The sequence below is a fragment of the Xanthomonas sp. CPBF 426 genome, assembly GCF_903989465.1.
Classification (GTDB): domain Bacteria; phylum Pseudomonadota; class Gammaproteobacteria; order Xanthomonadales; family Xanthomonadaceae; genus Xanthomonas; species Xanthomonas euroxanthea.
In genome coordinates this window covers 1,261,346-1,279,251 of sequence record NZ_LR861805.1, presented here as the reverse complement: position 1 = coordinate 1,279,251, position 17,906 = coordinate 1,261,346, and the positions used below count along the sequence as shown (strand labels likewise).

Sequence of the window (17,906 nt, the reverse complement as noted above, 5' to 3'; positions counted from 1 at the left end):
GCCGCGCAGGATACCGCGCGCCGGTGATGTCCCGTTGAAGCGCTCATGCCTGGTCGAAGGCGCGCAGCACGCCGCGCGCCTTGGCGCGGGTTTCGTCCAGTTCGCGCTGCGGGTCCGAATCCACCACGATCCCGGCGCCGGTGCGGAAATGCACCTGGTCCCCGGCCACCTCGGCGGTGCGGATCAGGATGTTCAGATCCATGTCGCCGTCGCGATTGAGCCAGCCGAATGCGCCGGTATAGGCGCCACGCGCGGTGCCTTCGAGCTCGGCGATGATCTGCATGCAGCGCACCTTCGGGCAACCGGTGATGGTGCCGCCCGGAAATACCGCAGCAACCACCTCGCCCGGGGTGACGTCGGGGCGCAGACGGCCACGCACGTTGCTGACGATATGGTGCACATGCGCGTAGCTTTCCACGCCCATCAGCTCGTCCACCTCCACCGTGCCCGGTGCGCAGATGCGCCCCAGGTCGTTGCGTTCCAGGTCGATCAACATGACGTGCTCGGCGCGCTCCTTCGGATGGCCGACCAGCTCGCGGATGCGCGCGGCATCGTCGTCGCCGGCAAAGCGCGCGCGGGTACCGGCGATCGGGCGCGTCTGCACCACATTGCCCTGCACCGACACCAGCCGCTCCGGCGAGGAACTCACCACCACGCGTCCTGCCGCGACGAACAGGCCGGCAAACGGGGCGGGATTGGCCGCGCGCAGGCGCGCATGCAACGCCGCCGGATCGACCGCAGCGGCAAACGCCGCATGCCAGGCGCGCGAGATATTGGCCTGGAACACGTCGCCGGCGCGCAGGTAATCGAGCACACGCTCCACGGCAGCGGTAAAGCGCTCCGGCGCATCTTCTTCGACAGCCACCGGCCCGGCCCACGCTGGCAACGGCGGTAGCGCGGCGCAGGCGGCGATGTCCTCGACGATGCGGGTCAGCAGATCTGCACGGCCCGGCTCGGCCAGCGCGATGCAGCGGCCCTGCACCCGATCGCGCAGCACCGCGGCCGGTGCGCGCAGCGCCAGCGCGCTCGGCAAGCCATCGCTGCGCGTGGGTAGCTGCAGAATCGGTTCGACCTGCGCGGCCAGCTCGTAATCCAGCAGCACCGCCCAGCCACCGCGAAACGGCCACGGGCCGGTCGCAGCGTGCGGCAGGCGCTCGGCCTGCCAGGCCGCATCCAGTGCCTGCAGAAATCCGCCTTCCAGCACCCGTCCATCGCCGTCGCGCGTGCGCCCGTCGGCATCCAGCCGCAGGCTTGCGCCGTCTGCCAGCAACAACACATCCCAGCGGCCGTGGGCGGTGCCGGAAGCAGTGGATTCGAGCAGTGCCGGATAGCGCTGCGGCGCCAGCCGATGCAGCGCCAGCAGGTCGATGTCCGCGTGCAGGGGTCTGGTGAGCGTCATCGGCCTGGTGTGGCGTGGGGTGCTAAGACGCGCCACCCTGCAATGGAGGCAGGGCACGCATGATGAGAGGGGTCAGGTCGCGCAGCGAGGTTCGGCAGCGCCACTGTCCGGGTGTGGCGGACGGAATCCCATGCGTCGTGTACCGCGAGACATCACTCGCGGTACACACGCACAGTGATCTCAGATGCGCTTGAACACCAGCGTGCCGTTGGTGCCGCCGAAGCCGAAGCCGTTGGACATCACCGCGTCCACCTGCACTTCGCGCGCCACGTTCGGCACGTAATCCAGGTCGCAGCCTTCGCTGGGCTCTTCCAGGTTGATGGTCGGCGGAATGATGCCGGTGTGCAGCGCCATCACCGAGAAGATCGCTTCCACGCCGCCAGCCGCGCCGAGCAGATGGCCGGTCATCGACTTGGTCGAGCTGACCATGGTCTTGTAGGCGTGGTCGCCCAGCGCGCGCTTCATCGCCAGGGTTTCTGCCAGATCGCCCAACGGCGTGGAGGTGCCGTGCGCATTGAGGTAGCCGATCTGCTCGGGATTGAGCTTGGCATCGCGCATTGCCGCGGCCATGCTGCGCGCCGCGCCCTCGCCGTCTTCGCTGGGCGCGGTCATGTGGAAGGCATCGGAGCTGGCGCCGAAGCCGACCAGTTCTGCATAGATGCGCGCGCCACGCGCCTTGGCGTGTTCATACTCTTCCAGCACCAGCACGCCGGCACCGTCGCCCAGCACGAAGCCGTCGCGCTGCTTGTCCCACGGACGCGAAGCGCCGGTCGGATTGTCGTTGCGGGTGGACATCGCCTTCATTGCGCAAAAGCCGCCCACCGAACTCGGCGAGGAGCCGCGCTCGGCGCCACCGGCCAGCATCACGTCGGCATCGCCGTGCTGGATCATGCGCATCGCGGTGCCGATCGAATGGTTGGAGGTGGCGCAGGCCGACACCGCCGAGAAGGTCGGGCCTTTCAGGCCCTTGATCAGGCTCACCTGGCCCGGCAGCATGTTGATGATGGTGCTGGGCACATAGAACGGCGAAATCTTGCGCGCGCCGCCCTCGTGGAATTTGATGGTCTGCTCTTCGATACCGAGCAGCCCGCCGATGCCGGAGCCGAGAATGGCGCCAACGCGTTCGGCATTGCTTTCGTCGATTTCCAGGCCGGAATCGTCCAGCGCCATGAACGAGGCGCCGACGCCGTAATGGATGAACGAATCCATCTTCTTGACGTCCTTGGCGGACACGAACAGCGTGGGATCGAAATTCTTGATCTCGCCGGCAATCTTGGTGGTGAACTGCGAGGCATCGATCTGCGTGATCGGGCCGATGCCTGAGCGCCCGTGGATGATTCCATCCCAGCTGGTGGCCAGATCATTGCCCAGCGGCGACACCATGCCCATGCCGGTAACGACAACACGACGACTCATTGCAGATCTCCTCACCACGGAACGGACGGTGCTTGCGGTTTGCGGATGACGCTTGAAAAACACAGGGCCGCATCAGCGGCCCCATGGAATGTCTGACGCAGCAACGGCTTGACGCACGCCGCCGCAGTCAGGAACAACGCATCAGCTCTTGACGTGAGCCTTGACGTAGTCGATCGCCTGCTGGACCGAGGTGATCTTCTCAGCCTCTTCGTCCGGGATCTCGCACTCGAACTCTTCTTCCAGCGCCATCACCAGCTCGACGGTGTCCAGCGAGTCGGCACCCAGGTCATCGACGAACGATGCGCTGGTGGTGACTTCCTCTTCCTTGACGCCGAGTTGTTCGACGACGATTTTCTTGACGCGTTCTTCGATGGTGCTCATTGGGGATATCGCTCCAGATGGAGTAGTGGTGGTACGAAAAAAACGCCATCGCCGCTGCGATGGCCGCGTTGGATAGTGTAGTGGAAGCGACCGAGCCTTGCATTGCATCACAAGTCCCCGCCAATCAGCCACTTAGCGCCTCCCGGCGCCGCACGCTCACGGCATGTACATGCCGCCGTTGACGTGCAGGGTCTCACCGGTGATGTAGCCGGCACTCGGGCCGGCCAGGAACGCCACCGCGTTGGCGATGTCGTCCGGCTGGCCCAGGTGGCCGAGCGCGATCTGCTGCAGCAAGGCGGCCTTGGCCTCGTCCGGCAGCGCCTTGGTCATGTCGGTATCGATGAAGCCGGGCGCCACCACATTCACGGTGACCCCGCGCGAGCCGATCTCCTTGGCCAGCGACTTGGAAAACGCAATGATGCCGGCCTTGGCCGCGGCGTAGTTGGTCTGGCCGGGATTGCCGGTCACGCCCACCACCGAGGCGATGTTGACGATACGGCCCTTGCGCGCCTTCATCATGCCGCGCATCACCGCCTTGGAGGTGCGGAACACGCTGGTCAGATTGGTGTCGATGATCGCCTGCCAGTCGTCGTCCTTCATCCGCATCAGCAGGTTGTCGCGGGTGATGCCGGCATTGTTGACCAGGATCGAGATCGCGCCGAACTCCTTGCCGATCGCATCGATCAGGCCATCGACCGCCGCAGCGTCGGTGACATCGAGCTCACGGCCGTGGCCGCCTTCGGCAGCCAGTCGCTCGCCGATCGCCGCAGCGCCGGAGGCCGAGGTCGCGGTGCCGATCACGGTGGCGCCCTGGGCGGCCAGCGTCGCGGCGATGGCCGCGCCGATCCCGCGACTGGCACCGGTGACGAGGGCGATCTCGCCCTGCAGAGGCTTGCTCATGAATGCTGTTCCTCGAGTGGGAAGCGCGCGACCGCAGCCGCGAGCGGTGAGGGCTGCCGGCAGGACCGGCAGGTGCGTCGAATCAGTGGGTCCACGCCTCGAGCGCGCCGGCATAATCGGCCGGCGTGGCCAGCGGACGGGCGTCCAGGCGCTTGTCGATACGCTTGATCAGCCCGCTCAGCACCTTGCCGGGGCCGCATTCGGCGATCCGGCTGATGCCCTGGGCGGCCAATGCCTGCACGCAGCCGGTCCACTGCACCGGCAGGTACAACTGCTCGGCCAGCGCCTGGCGAATCGCCTCGCTGCCGGTGTGCACGCGTGCATCGACGTTCTGCACCACCGGAATCTGCGGGGCGTGCCAGCTCAGGCCGGCCATCGCTTCGGCGAGCTGGTTGGCGGCATCGCGCATCAACGGGGTGTGCGAGGGCACGCTCACCGCCAGCTTGACAGCCTTGCGCACGCCACGCTCGGCCAGCAAGGCCAGCGCGCGATCCACCGCCGCCGCATCGCCGCCGATCACGATCTGACCGGGCGAGTTGAAATTGGCCGGCACCACCACCTGGCTGCCTGCCGCCTCGGCACAGACCTCCTGCACCAGCGCATCCTCGGCGCCCAGTACCGCCGCCATTGCGCCGACACCGGCCGGCGCGGCGGCCTGCATGAACTGGCCGCGCAGCCGGACCAGGTGCGCGCCGTCGTGCAGCGACAGGGCGCCGGCAGCGACCAGCGCGGTGTATTCGCCCAGGCTGTGCCCGGCCAGGACCGCCGGGCGCTGCCCGCGCTGCGCATTCCACAGCCGCCAGACCGCCACACCCGCAGCCAGCAGGGCCGGTTGGGTGTATTCGGTGCGGTTGAGCATCTCTTCCGGGCCGCCCTGGGACAGGGCCCACAGGTCGACGCCGGCGCCATCGGAGGCTTCGGCAAATGTTTCGCGGATCTGCGGGTGCAGTTCGGACAGTTCGGCCAGCATCCCTAAGGACTGCGAGCCCTGGCCGGGAAACACGAAGGCGAGAGTGGATTCGGTCACGCGTTGCTGCCTACAAAAATCGAGCCGGGATGATACGTGCGAAATCGTCCCGGCGTCTGTACTGCCGCGTATGCAAGCCCCCGCCAGCGGGGCCGCCGACACGCCTACAGCAAGGCGTTGAGCAGATCCATGTCGCCATCGGCCAGCCAGTCCACGCACATCACCAGCACCAGCAAGACGCCGAGCGAGGTTGCCGCGTGGATGGCCAGGATGGCACGCGCCAGCGCCCCGGCAGAGCGGCCCAGGCGGCCGGTGAGCTGCGCAAACCGCTGCAATCGCCCGGTCACCACATGCGCATGCGCCGCCACCGCCGGGCCGGCCGCATCGAAGGCGCACGTCATCAACCGCTGCAGCACCGCGCGGCGGCCGCGGTAGTACTTGGCCACCCCGTAGCCGAACACCAGCCAGTCGCGCGCCTGGGCCTGCGCCAGGTCCATCACTTCCAGCGGGTCTTCCTCGAAATCGATGAAGCCGACCGCCTGCCCGTCGAAGGTCATGTTGCGCGGAAGCGGCTGGCCGAAATAGGCGCCATCGCGATGGGCATCGGCGATGGCCGCCACCGCCAGCGAAACCAGCCGGTCGCGCTCGGGCGCATCGGCCTCGCGCAGGCAACTGGCAAAGGAACGCCCGTTGTCGCTGAGCACCAGGGCCGCCTGTCCGCAACCGACCACGCGCGGCACATTGACCGCTTGCGCCTGCAGCTCGCCGAGCCGGCGTGCCTCCAGATCGCGCGCAGCATCGCCGCCACGGTGCGGCGGTGGACGCAAGGCATCCAGGCCCCAGCGGCGGGCAACGAAGTTGAGTGCTCCAAGCGAGACCGCGCGGCTGTGGCGGCGGTACTGCTTCAGCCAGACGCGCTGTCCGGCGATGACGATGGGTTCTGCCATGACGGGCCCGTCCCTGATGCTGTCAGGCAGCGCCGGCGGACGCGGCGCTGCCTGCCGGACTCAGTAGCGCAGCAGCGCCGAGCCCCAGGTAAATCCGCCACCGAATGCTTCCAGCAGCAGCAATTGACCACGCTGCACGCGGCCGGAGCGCACCGCTTCGTCCAGCGCCAGCGGCACCGAGGCCGAGGAGGTATTGCCGTGGCGGTCCACGGTGACGACCACTTGCTCCATCGGCAGATCCAGCCGCTTGGCGGTGGCCTCTATGATGCGCAGGTTGGCCTGATGCGGGATCAGCCAGTCCAGGTCGTGCTTGTCGTAGCCATTGGCGGCCAGGGCCTCGTCGACCACCGAATCCAGGGCCTTGACTGCGTACTTGAACACGTCGTTGCCCTTCATCAGCAACGCGCCGCCGCCGTTCTTGCCCTCGCCGAAGCCCACCGATACGCCAACCGGATCCCACAGCAGTTCCTTCTTGCTGCCGTCGGCATGCAGATGGGTGCTGAGGATGCCGGTGTCTTCGTCGGCCTTGAGCACGACCGCGCCAGCGCCGTCGCCGAACAACACGCAGGTGGTGCGATCGGTCCAGTCGACGATGCGGGTCAGGGTTTCGGCGCCCACCACCAGCACGGTCTTGGCATCGCCACTGCGCACGAATTTGTCGGCCACGCTGAGCGCATAGACAAAGCCCGAGCACGCCGCGTTGACGTCGAAGGCACCGCAGCCGACATTGCCCAGCCGCGCCTGCAGCAGGCAGGCAGTGGACGGGAAAATCAGGTCTGGGGTGGTGGTGCCGACAACGATCAAGTCGATCTCGTCGGCGGTCACGCCGGCCGCTTCCATCGCCTTCAACGAGGCGAAATACGCCAGGTCGCTGGTGGTCTGGTCGTCGGCGACGATGTGACGCTCACGGATACCAGTGCGCGAGAAGATCCATTCATCGCTGGTGTCGACGATCTTGGACATGTCGTCGTTGGTCAACACCTTTTCGGGCAAATAGCTACCCGTGCCCGCGATTCTGGAATAGATCCGCTTGCTCATACTGTTCCCTGTTGCAAGAGCCGCGGTGATCGGCGGCTCCGGAAGAAGCGAGGGTCACCCGGCGGCGTCGAACGCGCCGGGTGCCACGAATCAATCTTCTTGGACGGCCGACGACTTGGTCGCAATCACCTTCTTGCCGCGGTAGTAACCGTCAGCGGTGATGTGGTGGCGCAGATGGATCTCGCCGCTGGTCGGATCGGTCGACAGCTGCTTGGCGGTCAGGGCATCGTGCGAACGACGCTGGCCGCGACGCGACGGGGTAACTCGGGATTTCTGCACAGCCATGGGATTGCTCCAACTTAAGTTCGATAACTTGTCTGTCGAGTCGAACTGGACGCTTCACGCCCGCGCCGACCTGTCTTTCCGCCCTTCACAGCGGCGGTTACTGTTTTTTGAACGCTGCCAGCGCCGCGAACGGACTGGCCTTGTCTTGCTCTTCCTGGGTCGGAACCCACTCGGCCTCGACGGCCTCGCTGCCCGGCGCCATCGGCACCACCGGGATCGACAGGACCAGCTCGTCCTCGACCAGGTCTGCGGCCCGCAGCATGCCATCTTCCGGCACCAGCAAGGCTTCGTACTCGGCCGGCAACGCCGCTTCGTCGGCTTCGTCACGGATCAAACCAAGACGCTGCCTGATTTGTACCGGATACAGGAAACGCTGCAGGCTGCGCTGGCAGGCCAGCGGAAGCTCGACATCGACACTGAGCTCGACGTAGGCAACCTTCAACAGGCTGTCCTGATCGAACTGGAGCGAGTAGACACACTCGCCCTCGGTATCGACCAGGCTGCCTTGCAGGCGGGTCATCGCAGAGAGCGGGATGCGGCCATCGAAGCGCCTGCGCGCTGCGACCATCCGCCAAGCATCCAGCATTTCGGGTACGTTCGCGGACATAAGCCGCAGAATGTTAAAGATCCGCCGACGCCCTGTCAAATACCCCTATTCACGCACCTGGCACGGCGCCAAGGCTGGCAGACTTCCCTACCCGTCCGACGCAGCGCCCATGATGCCACGCCTGATTCTTGCCTCCACCTCAGTCTATCGGCGCGAGCTGCTTGGCCGGCTGCGACTGGACTTCACCACCGCCCGGCCGGAGGTCGACGAGCAGGCGCACCCCGGGGAGGCCCCGGACGCGCTGGCCAGCCGGCTGGCCGCGGAAAAGGCGGCGGCGGTGGCCGCGCAGGCGCCCGACGCCTGGGTGATCGGTTCGGACCAGGTCGCCGACCTGGACGGCCAGGCCCTGGGCAAACCGGGCACGCTGGAGCGGGCGCATGCGCAGCTGACGGCGATGTCCGGCCGCGTGGTGCGCTTCCATACGGCAGTGAGCCTGGTCGGCCCTGGCCGCACCACGCACGCGCTGGACCTGACCGAGGTGCAGCTGCGCCCCCTGACGCGCGCCGAAATCGATCGCTACCTGGCCGCCGAGCCCGCACTGGATTGCGCCGGCAGCTTCAAGTGCGAGAGCTTCGGCATCAGCCTGTTCGACGCCATTCGCTCGCAGGACCCCACCGCCCTGGTCGGCCTGCCGCTGATCGCGCTGGCACGGCTGCTACGGCAGGCGGGGTTCGAGATTCCGTAGGAGTTGCATTGCGGCCGAGCGTGGAGGCCGCACACGGAAAGATCGGGCAGCAGCAAAAATCCCGAGTCCCCAGTCCCGGCATCCATGCAAGCGGATTCGGCCGCATACGGCCTTAATCGGGCCGAGCCAGCGGGCAGAACTGATACGGATAGTCGGCCTGCCCCACATGCGAGGACAGCGTGCGGCAGCGCGCAGGGTCCAGCGTCAGCCCGTACGCGGCCAGGCGCTGCTGCGCGGCCTCGCGCACGGCACGGTCTGCAGCGGCGATGTCCGCCGCCCTGCCCTTGGCAATGTTGAGTACGCAGCGGCCCGGCTGAGATGCATCCAGCTCGGCGCGCAGGCCGCGCGCGATCAACCAGCGCAGGTGCGTGCATTGCGGTTGCACGCTCCACCCCAGCTGCTGCGCCCAGCGATTCATCCGGTCGACCCGCAGTTGCTGCTTGTCGCGCGCCGCGCCCAACATGGCGTATAGCTGCGGCCGCTCGGCAATCAGCGTGCGCACGCGCTGCCGGTACTGGTCGGTCTCGGCGATATTCGTCGCCACACCGATATACCGCGCCTGCCGCGGAAGCAGCGGCACCCGCCAGGATTGCGGCTCGTCGCCGACCAGCAACACCGTGGAGGCGGCAGGTTCGCCCATCGCCGGTTGCTGCACCTGGAAGCTGTCGCGGGCCCAGGCTTCATGCCCCCAATCTTTCCACCCGACCACCGCGACCAGGGCGCATAGCCCGATCAACCAGGCCGCCTTGCGATCGGCGCGTGTGGCGAATGCGTGCCGACACACGATCCAGAGCACCAAGGGCGCAAGCAGCTCCAGCACCACCAGATAGCGATGAATGCTGAAAATGGCCTGCCACAGCGCGTAAGCAACGCTGAAGAACATCAGCAGGACCATGGCCGAGCGATCCAGCCCAACCTGCCGTACGGGCCGGCGCAGCACGCCGCGTCCTGCAGCGACCAGCGTCACCGCATACAGCACCGCCCAACCGGCTTGCACCAGACCGAGATCACCGATCCGCTGCGGCTTGAAGGTAAACAGCAGCGGCCAGATCAGCTGCTCGCCGAGATTACGCGGCAACCACCGCACATCGGCGATCGACACCGGCTGCGCCAGCGGCGATTTGAAGACTCCGTTGAACTGCGGAAACAGCGGATTGCCCAGGTGTTGCCAGACCTGCCAATACCAGGGCCCGGCTATCAGCACCAACACCAGCACCGCAACGCCGGCCAGCACGCCGAGGCCCAGCACGCGCGAGCGCATCCGCTCGCCATCGCAAAGGACCGCCGGCACCAACGCCAACGCGTAGAGCGCATTGGTGAGCTTGAGCGAGACGGCCAGACCCATCAGTGCGCCAGCGATGGCCCATCGATGCACAGCGTGCGCACCGTGCCGCGCACGCGCTTGCGCTGACAACACCAGCGCCAACGCTGCCAGCACAGGGATCGCACTGGCGGTATCGCCCATGGTGCCGCCAAGTTCGGACAGAAACACCGCGCTGCACATGCCGGCCACTGCTAGCAGCGGCGCCCACTGCGCGCGCCGCGCTTGCCCGGCCAGTACGCGCCATGCCACTGCCGCCACCGGAACGAACACCAGCGCATGCAAGCCGCCCAGCAGCAGCCCGACCACCGGCCCGGGAAGCTGCAGCATCAGCCAGGCATGCAGGGCATCGAGCAATGGGCTGAAGTAACTCTGCATCTGCGCCGACGCCAGATCCACGCCCAGCCGATCATGTGCCCAGGCATCGCCAATATAGAGGTGGTAGTTGCGCAGGTCCCAGTTGGCGTCCTGGCCCAGCCCAAGCGAGAGCAGCGCACCCAGCAGCACGACCGCCGTCACCGCTGCGGCGATCTGGCGTGGCGAATGAAAGCCGAACTGGCGATCGGCCCAACCCAACAGCCGCTGTCGCCGGCCCACCGGTGTCGATGTCGCGATGGCTGCCATCAGCGGGCAGCTACAGGCGCACGCGGCGCCACGAGAATGGCGACGCCCGGCTCGGCCAGATACGCCAGATGCTTGGCCTCGACGCGTCCGCGCGTGACCGTGTCCAGGATCAGCCCGCACGCCAGCAGCAGGAAACCCAGCAGCATCAGCGCCACGCACAGGATCGCCGTGGGGAACCGCGGCACCAGTCCGGTCTGGAAATAAGTCTCGAACAACGGAATCGCCAGCACGATCGACAACGTGGCGCTAAGCACAAAGCCGATGGAGAAGAACAACAACGGCCGCTCGGCCTTGAACAGCTTGGCGATGGTGGTGAGGATGCGCCAGCCGTCGCGCCAGGTGTTCAACTTGCTTTGCGAGCCTTCCGGGCGCACGCCGTAGGCGGTTTCGACCTCGGCCACCGGCATGCGCAGCTGCAATGCGTGCACGGCCAGTTCGGTTTCGGTTTCGAATCCGTGCGCATGCGCAGCGAAGGATTTGACGTAGCGCCGGGAGAACACGCGATAGCCGGACAGCATGTCGTCGAAGCTGCGACCGAACAGCAGCCCCGCGCAACGCGTCAGCAACACGTTGCCGATACGATGACCGGGCCGATACGCGGCCTGCTGCTGATCGCGCCGCGCCCCGACCACCATGTCCAGGCGCTCGTCGATCAGCTTGCGCACCAGCACCGGTGCGGCAGCCGCATCGTACGTCGCATCGCCATCGACCAGCACGTAGATGTCGGCCTCCACATCGGCGAAGCCACGCCGCACCACATTGCCCTTGCCCTGCAATGCCACGCGATTGACCTGCGCGCCCGCCGCCGCCGCGACTGTCGCGGTGGCATCGCTGGAATTGTTGTCCAGCACATGGATCGCCGCGCCCGGCAAGGCAGTCGCAAACGCGCCGACCACCGAGGCGACCGTGGCCGCCTCGTTATGGCAGGGCACCAGCACGGCGATTCGGATCCCGGGCACAGGCACGGGAGGGACAACAGTCATGGCATCGGTCATTGCGTGATCTAAGGTGTGGAAATGGTAATGGGCTGTTCCCACCAGTCCTCGACGCTGCCGTCGTGGCCGTGCAGGCGCAGTCCCAGCCAATGCGTGCCCGGCGGCAGCGCATGCGTGTCGAAGGTGGCGCTGAAACCGACATTGGGATGCTGCGGGTCGGTGGAGATCTTCCAGTACGGGCGCACATCCAGCAGCGTGCCGTACTCGGCCTGCGCGACCGGACGCCCGTCCAGCAGCAGCTCCACATTCGACAGGCCGACGCCATCCTTGAACGCCCAGCCACGCACCTGCACCTGCCCGGACACCTGCACGTCCGGCAGCGGCGTATCGATCCAGGCCATCGCCGGGGCGATGCACGGCCCGGGCTGGCGCTGCGCCGGCAGCGCGAACAGCAGGAAGCGCTGGTAGCCGTGATCGGTGGACACCACGGTGGGCGGCGGCAGCGGCCCGACCATCTCGCAGATGGCGTGATAGCGCTTCAGCAGGTCGCGATAACGCTGATCGCTGGGCGAGAGCACCAGCAGCCGCGGCCCGTTGCGCGTGCCGTCACTGAGCAGCCCCCATTGCAACAACTGCGCGCTGCGCCCGTGCTTATCGTTCAACTCTGCACGCAGCACCTCGACATTGGCATCGTGCAACTGGAAGCCCAGCTCGGCACCGACCTTGAAATTTTCCGCCAGTACGCGCGTACCCGGCGGCATCTGCGCCAGCCGGGTCTTGACCGCGCGCGCCAGGTCCTGCCACCCGGCGAAGTTGCGCGGATAGTATTTTTCGCCGGCCGCATGCGCGCGAAGCGACGGCACCGACACCGCCAGGTAATAGCCATACGCCCCCAGGGTGCCGAGCAGCGCGATCACCCAGGCCGCGCGACGCAGCGTATGCGGCCAACGCATCAGGATCACCGGCACCGCAACCAGCAAGGCCAGGTAGCCCGGCAGCGGCCAGTGGAAACTGATCCGCTCGGCATCGCTGAAGAAACCGAGCACGAAGATCGCCACCGTCGAAATCCCGCCCAGCAGGCCGAAATAGCGCCATTGCGCCCGCGAACCACCGCCGGCGCGCGTGCCGGCCAGACCGACCTTGAGCATCGCCCAGGCCAGCGGCGGGGTCACCAGCACCGCTTGTATCAGCAAGAACCACAGCCCGGTGACCTGGAAACGCCACGGATGCCGGTCGACCAGCTGGAAGCGCAGCCCGGCCTCGTCGTGCTCGGTATTCCAGAACAGCAGCGGCAGCCAGCTCACCGCGCCCACCGTCAGCGCCATCCAGATGCGCGGGTCGCGCATGACCGCACGCCCCTGCGGGATGCACAGCAGCGCGATGCAGCCCACACCGATCACGCCGGCAAAACGGTAGTGACTGAGCGCGCCGATCACCAGGCCGATGGCGAGCTCGAGCGCACTGGTGGCATCGACCTCGCGCAGCAGCCGCGCGCCGGCATCCATGCACAGCACCGCCGCCAGCGCCATCGGCACATCCGGCACCGCCAGGATGCCCAGCGTGGCCGACAGCGGCATCAGCAAGGTCAGGCTGCCGGCCTGCCAGCCCAGCGTGGAGCCGAACCAGCGCGTGGCGATATGCGCGATCAACCAGGGAATCAGCGCGGAAATGGCCAGAAACGGCAGGCGCAGGGCCAGCAGGTGATGCCCGCCCAGTTCCACGCCCAGCCGCGCCAGCCAGGCCGTCATGCCCGGCAGATCCGAATACGCGGCGGCCAGATGCTGGCCTTCCTGCCAGTAGAACGCCTCGTCGACGAACAGCGGCAGCCGCGCGGCGATCAACAGCTTGACGGCCGTCGCCAGTGTCCACAGGATCACGAAGGTGCGATGTGCGCGTTGGTCCCCCTGCATTGCCCTGTGCACTCTTCTTCCACCTACGGAATTGTGATGTCGATACCGCTGCGTTCCACGGAAATGCTAACCGATGCGCTGCGCCAATCGCTGCGGCGCGCACAAGACCAGGTCAATTCGCTGCTGTTGGGCAAGGCGCAGGAAGTGCGTCTGGCGTTCGTGGCGCTGCTGTCCGGCGGCCATCTGCTGATCGAGGATCTGCCCGGCCTGGGCAAGACCACCCTCGCCCACGCGATGGCCTCCAGCCTGGGGCTGGGCTTCCAGCGCGTGCAGTTCACCTCCGACCTGCTGCCGGCAGACGTGCTGGGCGTGTCGGTCTACGACGCCGCCTCACGCCAGTTCCAGTTCCATCCGGGCCCGGTGTTCACCAACGTGCTGCTGGCCGATGAAATCAATCGCGCCCCGCCGCGCACGCAAAGCTCGCTGCTGGAGGCCATGGCCGAACAGCAGGTCACGCTCGATGGCGTCACCCATGCGTTGCCGGAGCCGTTCTTCGTGATCGCCACGCAGAACCCGGTCGATCTGTCCGGCACCTTCCCGCTGCCGGATTCGCAACTGGATCGCTTCTTGCTGCGGCTCAGCCTGGGCTATCCCAGCGCCGATGCCGAGCGCGCGCTGCTGTCGGGCGTGGACCGGCGCGAATTGATCGCCCAGGCGGCGCCGCAACTCAGCGACACCGACGTGGTGGCGCTGCGCACGGTGGTGGGCCAGATCCATACCAGCGATGCGCTGATCGGCTATGTGCAGGCCTTGCTGCTGCGCAGCCGCCAGCACGCCGGGGTGCGCGTGGGGCTGTCGCCGCGTGCCGGCATCGCGCTGCTGCGTGCGGCCAAGGCCTATGCGCTGCTGCTCGGGCGTGAGCACGTGCTGCCGGAAGACGTGCAGGCGCTGTTCGTGGCCGTGGCCGGGCACCGGCTGGTGCCGGAGGCCGAATCATCGTCCGGGCCAGCGCTGGCCAAGGCGCTGCTGCACAGCGTGCCGGTGGACTGATCCCGGTGCGTGCGCACGTGCGCGGCATCGGCCGCCGACTCAGCCTGCTGGCGCGCCCGCGGGGCGCGGAGGCCTTGCCGATCGTGCTGGATCGGCGGCGCATCTACGTGCTGCCGACGCGCTTCGGGCTGTTCGTCACCGCCTTGCTGCTGGCGATGCTGCTGGGCGCATTGAACTACAACAACAACCCGGCCCTGCTGCTGGCGCTGTTGCTGGCCACCGCCGGGATTGCCAGCAGCATCATGGCGCACCTGCAGCTGTCGGCGCTGCGCATCGAGGCGGTCTCGGCCGAACCGGTGGTCGCCGGCGAGCCGTTGCGCATGCGGGTGTCGCTGGCACGTCGCGACACCCGCGCACGGCGTGGGCTGCGCCTGGATCATCTGGACAGCAGCGGCTTCTGTGCGTTGCTCGCGCACGACATGGCCGAGGTCGACCTGCTGGTGCCCACCGAACGGCGCGGCTGGCAGGACATCGAACGCATCCGCCTGTCCAGCACCCAGCCACTGGGGCTGGTGCGCGCCTGGTCGTGGGTCTGGCCGGAAACGCCGCTGCTGGCCTATCCCAAGCCCGAAGAACAGGGGCCGGCATTGCCAGAGGGCGCCGGTTCGCCCAACCAGACCCGCCTGCACCCGCAAGGCGAGGAGTTGCACCAGCTGCGCCCGTATCGCGCCGGCGATGCGCCACGCACGATTTCCTGGAAGCACTCGGCGCGCCGCGACAGTCTGCTGGTGCGCGAGTACGAGCAACCCCTGGGCATCGAAGTCACGCTGGACTGGCGCACGCTCAACGCGCTGCCGTACGAGCGCCGCATTGCGCGGCTGGCGCGCTGGGTCAACCTGGCCGAACGCGACGGGCGGCGCTACCGCCTGCTGCTGCCGGGCCAGCCGCCGCTGGGGCCCGCACAAGGCAGCTCCCACCATCACCTGTGTCTGCGCGCCCTGGCCCTGCTTCCCCATGACTGAGCCATCCGTCCCGATCACCCAGGCCAGCCGCGGCTGGGTGCTAGTCACCAGCTGGCTGGCACTGGCGCCGTTGCTGCTGCAGCTGCCTGGCCTGCTCGCCGGCACCATTGCCGTGGCCGCCGTGCTGGTCGGCGTGCTGAGCTGGCGCGCCACCCTGATGGCACCGGTGCGGGTGTTGCTGGTGGTGGCGATGCTGGGCGCGGTGTACTGGCAGATCGGCATGCGCTTCGGCCGCGACACCGGTTGCGCAGTACTGGCGTCGATGCTGGCGATCAAGGCCTCCGAGCTGCGCACCCTGCGCGATGCGCGCAGCCTGCTCGGCTTTGCGTTGTTCGCCCCGTTCGCGGCGTTTCTTCTCGACCAGGGGCCGGCGACGATGGGGCTGGCACTGCTGGCGGTGGTGAGCGCACTGCTGAGCATGCAACGGCTGGCCGACGAGGAACACCGCACCGCCACGCCTGGGCTGCGGCTGCAACTGCGCAGCATCGGCAAGCTGGTCGCCATCGGTGTGCCGCTGGCGCTGGCCACGTTCTGGCTGCTGCCGCGCCTGAGCTCCCCGCTGTGGGGCGTGCCCGAGCGCGCGCTGTCGCGGCCTGGCCTGTCGGACGACATGTCGCCGGGCGAATGGATCGACCTGATGGCCGACGACAGCCCGGCGCTGCGCGTGCAGTTCACCGGCACGGCGCCACCGCCGCAACAACGCTACTGGCGCGGGCCGGTGATGTGGGACTTCGACGGCCGCACCTGGCAGCGCGCGCGCTGGACCGGCCGCAGCCAACCGGCATCGGTCACTGCCGGGCCGCAGACTTATCGCTATCGCCTGGATTACGAGCCCACCGATCGTCGCCAACTGGTGTCGCTGGACCTGCCCACGCAGGCGGTGGCCAATGCCGATCTGTCGCCCGACTACGAACTGTTCGCACGGCGGCCATTGAGTGCGCTGACCCGCTGGGAGCTGCAATCGGCACCACCGGCCCGCTTCGACACCGACCTGCCCGACCAGTTGCGCAAGCGCGCGCTCGCGCTGCCGCCGGGCTTCAATCCACGCACGCTCACGCTGGCACGGCAATGGCGCAGCGAGGCCGGCGGCAACGACGATGCCGTGGTGCAGCGGGCGCTGCAGTGGATCACCCGCGAGTTCGCCTACACCCTGGATACCCCCCTGCTCGGCCGCAACAGCGTCGACGAATTCCTGTTCCAGCAAAAGGCCGGGTTCTGCGAGCACTTCAGCTCTTCGTTCGTGGTGCTGATGCGCGCGGCCGGCATCCCGGCGCGCGTGGTCACCGGCTATGCCGGCGGCACCTACAACGGCTTCGGCAATTACTGGGTTGTGCGGCGCATGGATGCGCATGCCTGGACCGAGGTCTGGCTGGCCGGGCGCGGCTGGGTGCGGGTGGACCCCACCGCTGCCGTGGCACCGGAACGCATCTACGACACGCTGGAAGACCGCGTGCAGGTCGGGGCGGGCAACAATTTCGCCCAGCTCGGGATGTGGGCCAGCCTCGGCCAGGTCAGCGACCTGCTGCGCCGGGGCTGGAACGACCTGGTGCTGTCCTTCGATGCGGACCGCCAGCAACGGCTGTTGCAGCCGTTCGGCATCGATCGCCTGGACACCTCGCAACTGGCCGCTATCTTCGGCATCTTCGCGGTCAGCGCACTTGCATGGATGGGCTGGCTGCTGGCGCGCGGCGAGCGTGAGCGCGACCCGCTACTGCGTGCCTGGCATCGCCTGGGCCGCCGCTACGGCAAGCTCGGCCTGGCCCGCGAACCGCACGAACCGGCCATCGCCTGGGCGCAGCGTGTCGCCTGTTCACACCCCAATCCGGCATTGTTGGCGCTCAGCCAACGTTTCGCTGCCGCGCGCTACGCTGGCGCTGATTCGGACAGCGCCTCACTCCTCAAAGATCTGCAGCAGCATCGCCCGCGAACCGGAGCTTCCTCATGAGTACCCGCTTTCTCCTTCCCATTGTCGCCGTGCTCGGGCTCGCCGCCTGTGCCACCGCGCCCAAGCCGCTGCAGGGGCAGTTCCCTACGGTCAGTCCGAGCGATTCCACCGCCAGCGCCCAGGTCGGCACGTCGGTGCGCTGGGGCGGCAAGATCATCCAGACCAAACCCGGGCAGGGCCAGACCTGCTTCGAGTTGATCTCGCGCCCGCTCAATGCCAGCGGCCGCCCGGACCGCAACGCCGTGGACGCCAGCGATGGCCGCTTCCTGGCGTGCCGCTCGGGCTTCTACGATCCGGCCGTGTTTGAGCCGGGCCGCGAAGTGACCTTCATCGGCAAGATCGAAGGCTATGAAACCACCAAGATCGGCGAGTACGACTACAAGCTGCCCAAGGTCAATGCCGACGTGGTCTATCTGTGGCCGGTCGTGCGCGAAGTGGACGTGGTGCCGGCCTACCCGTACGGCCCGTGGGGAGACCCGTGGGGTCCGCGCTGGGGCGGTGGCTGGGGCTGGGGCCGCGGCTGGTGGTAACCGGCTGCTGAGTCAGTGACACGCAAAAACGCCGCTCCCAGGGAGCGGCGTTTTTGCGTGTGCG

General features: G+C 67.6%; 17 protein-coding genes. 5 read left to right on the top strand and 12 right to left on the bottom strand.

Translation table 11 applies throughout. The features are described 5' to 3' along the window. Positions 1–43 precede the first annotated feature (43 nt). The 9 genes from H7A87_RS05525 to H7A87_RS05485 all read right to left on the bottom strand — a co-directional run bounded on the left by H7A87_RS05525 (position 44) and on the right by H7A87_RS05485 (position 7,940). A complete protein-coding gene (locus tag H7A87_RS05525; protein WP_119129160.1) occupies positions 44–1,399 on the bottom strand; it encodes an aminodeoxychorismate synthase component I in 1,356 nt (451 codons plus the stop codon). A gap of 180 nt (positions 1,400–1,579) precedes the next feature. Beyond that, complete coding sequence (gene fabF, locus H7A87_RS05520) at positions 1,580–2,815, bottom strand: beta-ketoacyl-ACP synthase II (protein ID WP_119129159.1); 1,236 nt, start codon at positions 2,813–2,815, stop codon at positions 1,580–1,582. A 141-nt stretch (positions 2,816–2,956) separates the two neighbouring features. Then, positions 2,957–3,196: an acyl carrier protein gene (gene acpP / locus H7A87_RS05515; RefSeq protein ID WP_002814322.1), complete on the bottom strand. Its 240-nt coding sequence runs from the start codon at positions 3,194–3,196 to the stop codon at positions 2,957–2,959. Positions 3,197–3,352: 156 nt separating this feature from the next. Beyond that, positions 3,353–4,096 (bottom strand): 3-oxoacyl-ACP reductase FabG, encoded by a 744-nt coding sequence (gene fabG / locus H7A87_RS05510; RefSeq protein WP_047130408.1) that lies wholly within the window; start codon positions 4,094–4,096, stop codon positions 3,353–3,355. Between the two features lie 82 nt (positions 4,097–4,178). Then, complete coding sequence (gene fabD / locus H7A87_RS05505) at positions 4,179–5,123, bottom strand: ACP S-malonyltransferase (RefSeq protein WP_119129158.1); 945 nt, start codon at positions 5,121–5,123, stop codon at positions 4,179–4,181. 104 nt (positions 5,124–5,227) lie between these two features. Next, entirely contained in the window at positions 5,228–6,010 is a 783-nt protein-coding gene (locus H7A87_RS05500; RefSeq protein WP_119129157.1) for a serine/threonine protein phosphatase, read from the bottom strand. A gap of 60 nt (positions 6,011–6,070) precedes the next feature. After that, positions 6,071–7,048 carry a beta-ketoacyl-ACP synthase III gene (locus H7A87_RS05495; protein WP_119129156.1) on the bottom strand — a complete coding sequence of 326 codons (978 nt, stop codon included), beginning with the start codon at positions 7,046–7,048 and terminating at the stop codon, positions 6,071–6,073. Positions 7,049–7,138: 90 nt separating this feature from the next. Next, entirely contained in the window at positions 7,139–7,333 is a 195-nt protein-coding gene (gene rpmF, locus H7A87_RS05490; RefSeq protein WP_003483870.1) for a 50S ribosomal protein L32, read from the bottom strand. A gap of 97 nt (positions 7,334–7,430) precedes the next feature. After that, positions 7,431–7,940: a YceD family protein gene (locus H7A87_RS05485; protein ID WP_047130404.1), complete on the bottom strand. Its 510-nt coding sequence runs from the start codon at positions 7,938–7,940 to the stop codon at positions 7,431–7,433. Between the two features lie 109 nt (positions 7,941–8,049). Here H7A87_RS05485 and H7A87_RS05480 point away from each other — a divergent pair, with 109 nt between their 5' ends. Continuing rightward, positions 8,050–8,625, top strand: a complete 576-nt coding sequence (locus H7A87_RS05480; protein WP_119129155.1) for a Maf family nucleotide pyrophosphatase — start codon at positions 8,050–8,052, stop codon at positions 8,623–8,625. Between the two features lie 112 nt (positions 8,626–8,737). Here the strand turns inward: H7A87_RS05480 and H7A87_RS05475 are convergent, their stop codons facing one another. From H7A87_RS05475 to H7A87_RS05465, 3 genes are read right to left on the bottom strand one after another with little or no spacing between them, the layout of a single operon-like run. After that, on the bottom strand, positions 8,738–10,570 hold the full coding sequence (locus H7A87_RS05475; protein WP_180496896.1) for a hypothetical protein: 1,833 nt from the start codon (positions 10,568–10,570) through the stop codon (positions 8,738–8,740). Then, positions 10,570–11,565, bottom strand: a complete 996-nt coding sequence (locus H7A87_RS05470; protein WP_180496895.1) for a glycosyltransferase family 2 protein — start codon at positions 11,563–11,565, stop codon at positions 10,570–10,572. The genes H7A87_RS05475 and H7A87_RS05470 overlap by 1 nt, the downstream gene beginning before the upstream one ends. A gap of 8 nt (positions 11,566–11,573) precedes the next feature. Next, positions 11,574–13,415, bottom strand: a complete 1,842-nt coding sequence (locus H7A87_RS05465) for a glycosyltransferase family 39 protein (RefSeq protein ID WP_164740267.1) — start codon at positions 13,413–13,415, stop codon at positions 11,574–11,576. Positions 13,416–13,451: 36 nt separating this feature from the next. On the opposite strand from H7A87_RS05465, the gene H7A87_RS05460 reads away from it, so the two are divergent. The 4 genes from H7A87_RS05460 to H7A87_RS05445 are packed head-to-tail and all read left to right on the top strand — an operon-like array spanning position 13,452 to position 17,842. Next, positions 13,452–14,405: a MoxR family ATPase gene (locus H7A87_RS05460; RefSeq protein WP_115047984.1), complete on the top strand. Its 954-nt coding sequence runs from the start codon at positions 13,452–13,454 to the stop codon at positions 14,403–14,405. A 5-nt stretch (positions 14,406–14,410) separates the two neighbouring features. Then, positions 14,411–15,367 carry a DUF58 domain-containing protein gene (locus tag H7A87_RS05455; protein WP_047130400.1) on the top strand — a complete coding sequence of 319 codons (957 nt, stop codon included), beginning with the start codon at positions 14,411–14,413 and terminating at the stop codon, positions 15,365–15,367. Beyond that, positions 15,360–17,312 (top strand): DUF3488 and transglutaminase-like domain-containing protein, encoded by a 1,953-nt coding sequence (locus tag H7A87_RS05450; RefSeq protein WP_119129153.1) that lies wholly within the window; start codon positions 15,360–15,362, stop codon positions 17,310–17,312. Before H7A87_RS05455 ends, H7A87_RS05450 begins: the two co-directional genes overlap by 8 nt. Continuing rightward, positions 17,309–17,842 (top strand): Slp family lipoprotein, encoded by a 534-nt coding sequence (locus H7A87_RS05445; protein ID WP_024938444.1) that lies wholly within the window; start codon positions 17,309–17,311, stop codon positions 17,840–17,842. The genes H7A87_RS05450 and H7A87_RS05445 overlap by 4 nt, the downstream gene beginning before the upstream one ends. The last annotated feature ends 64 nt before the right edge of the window (positions 17,843–17,906 follow it).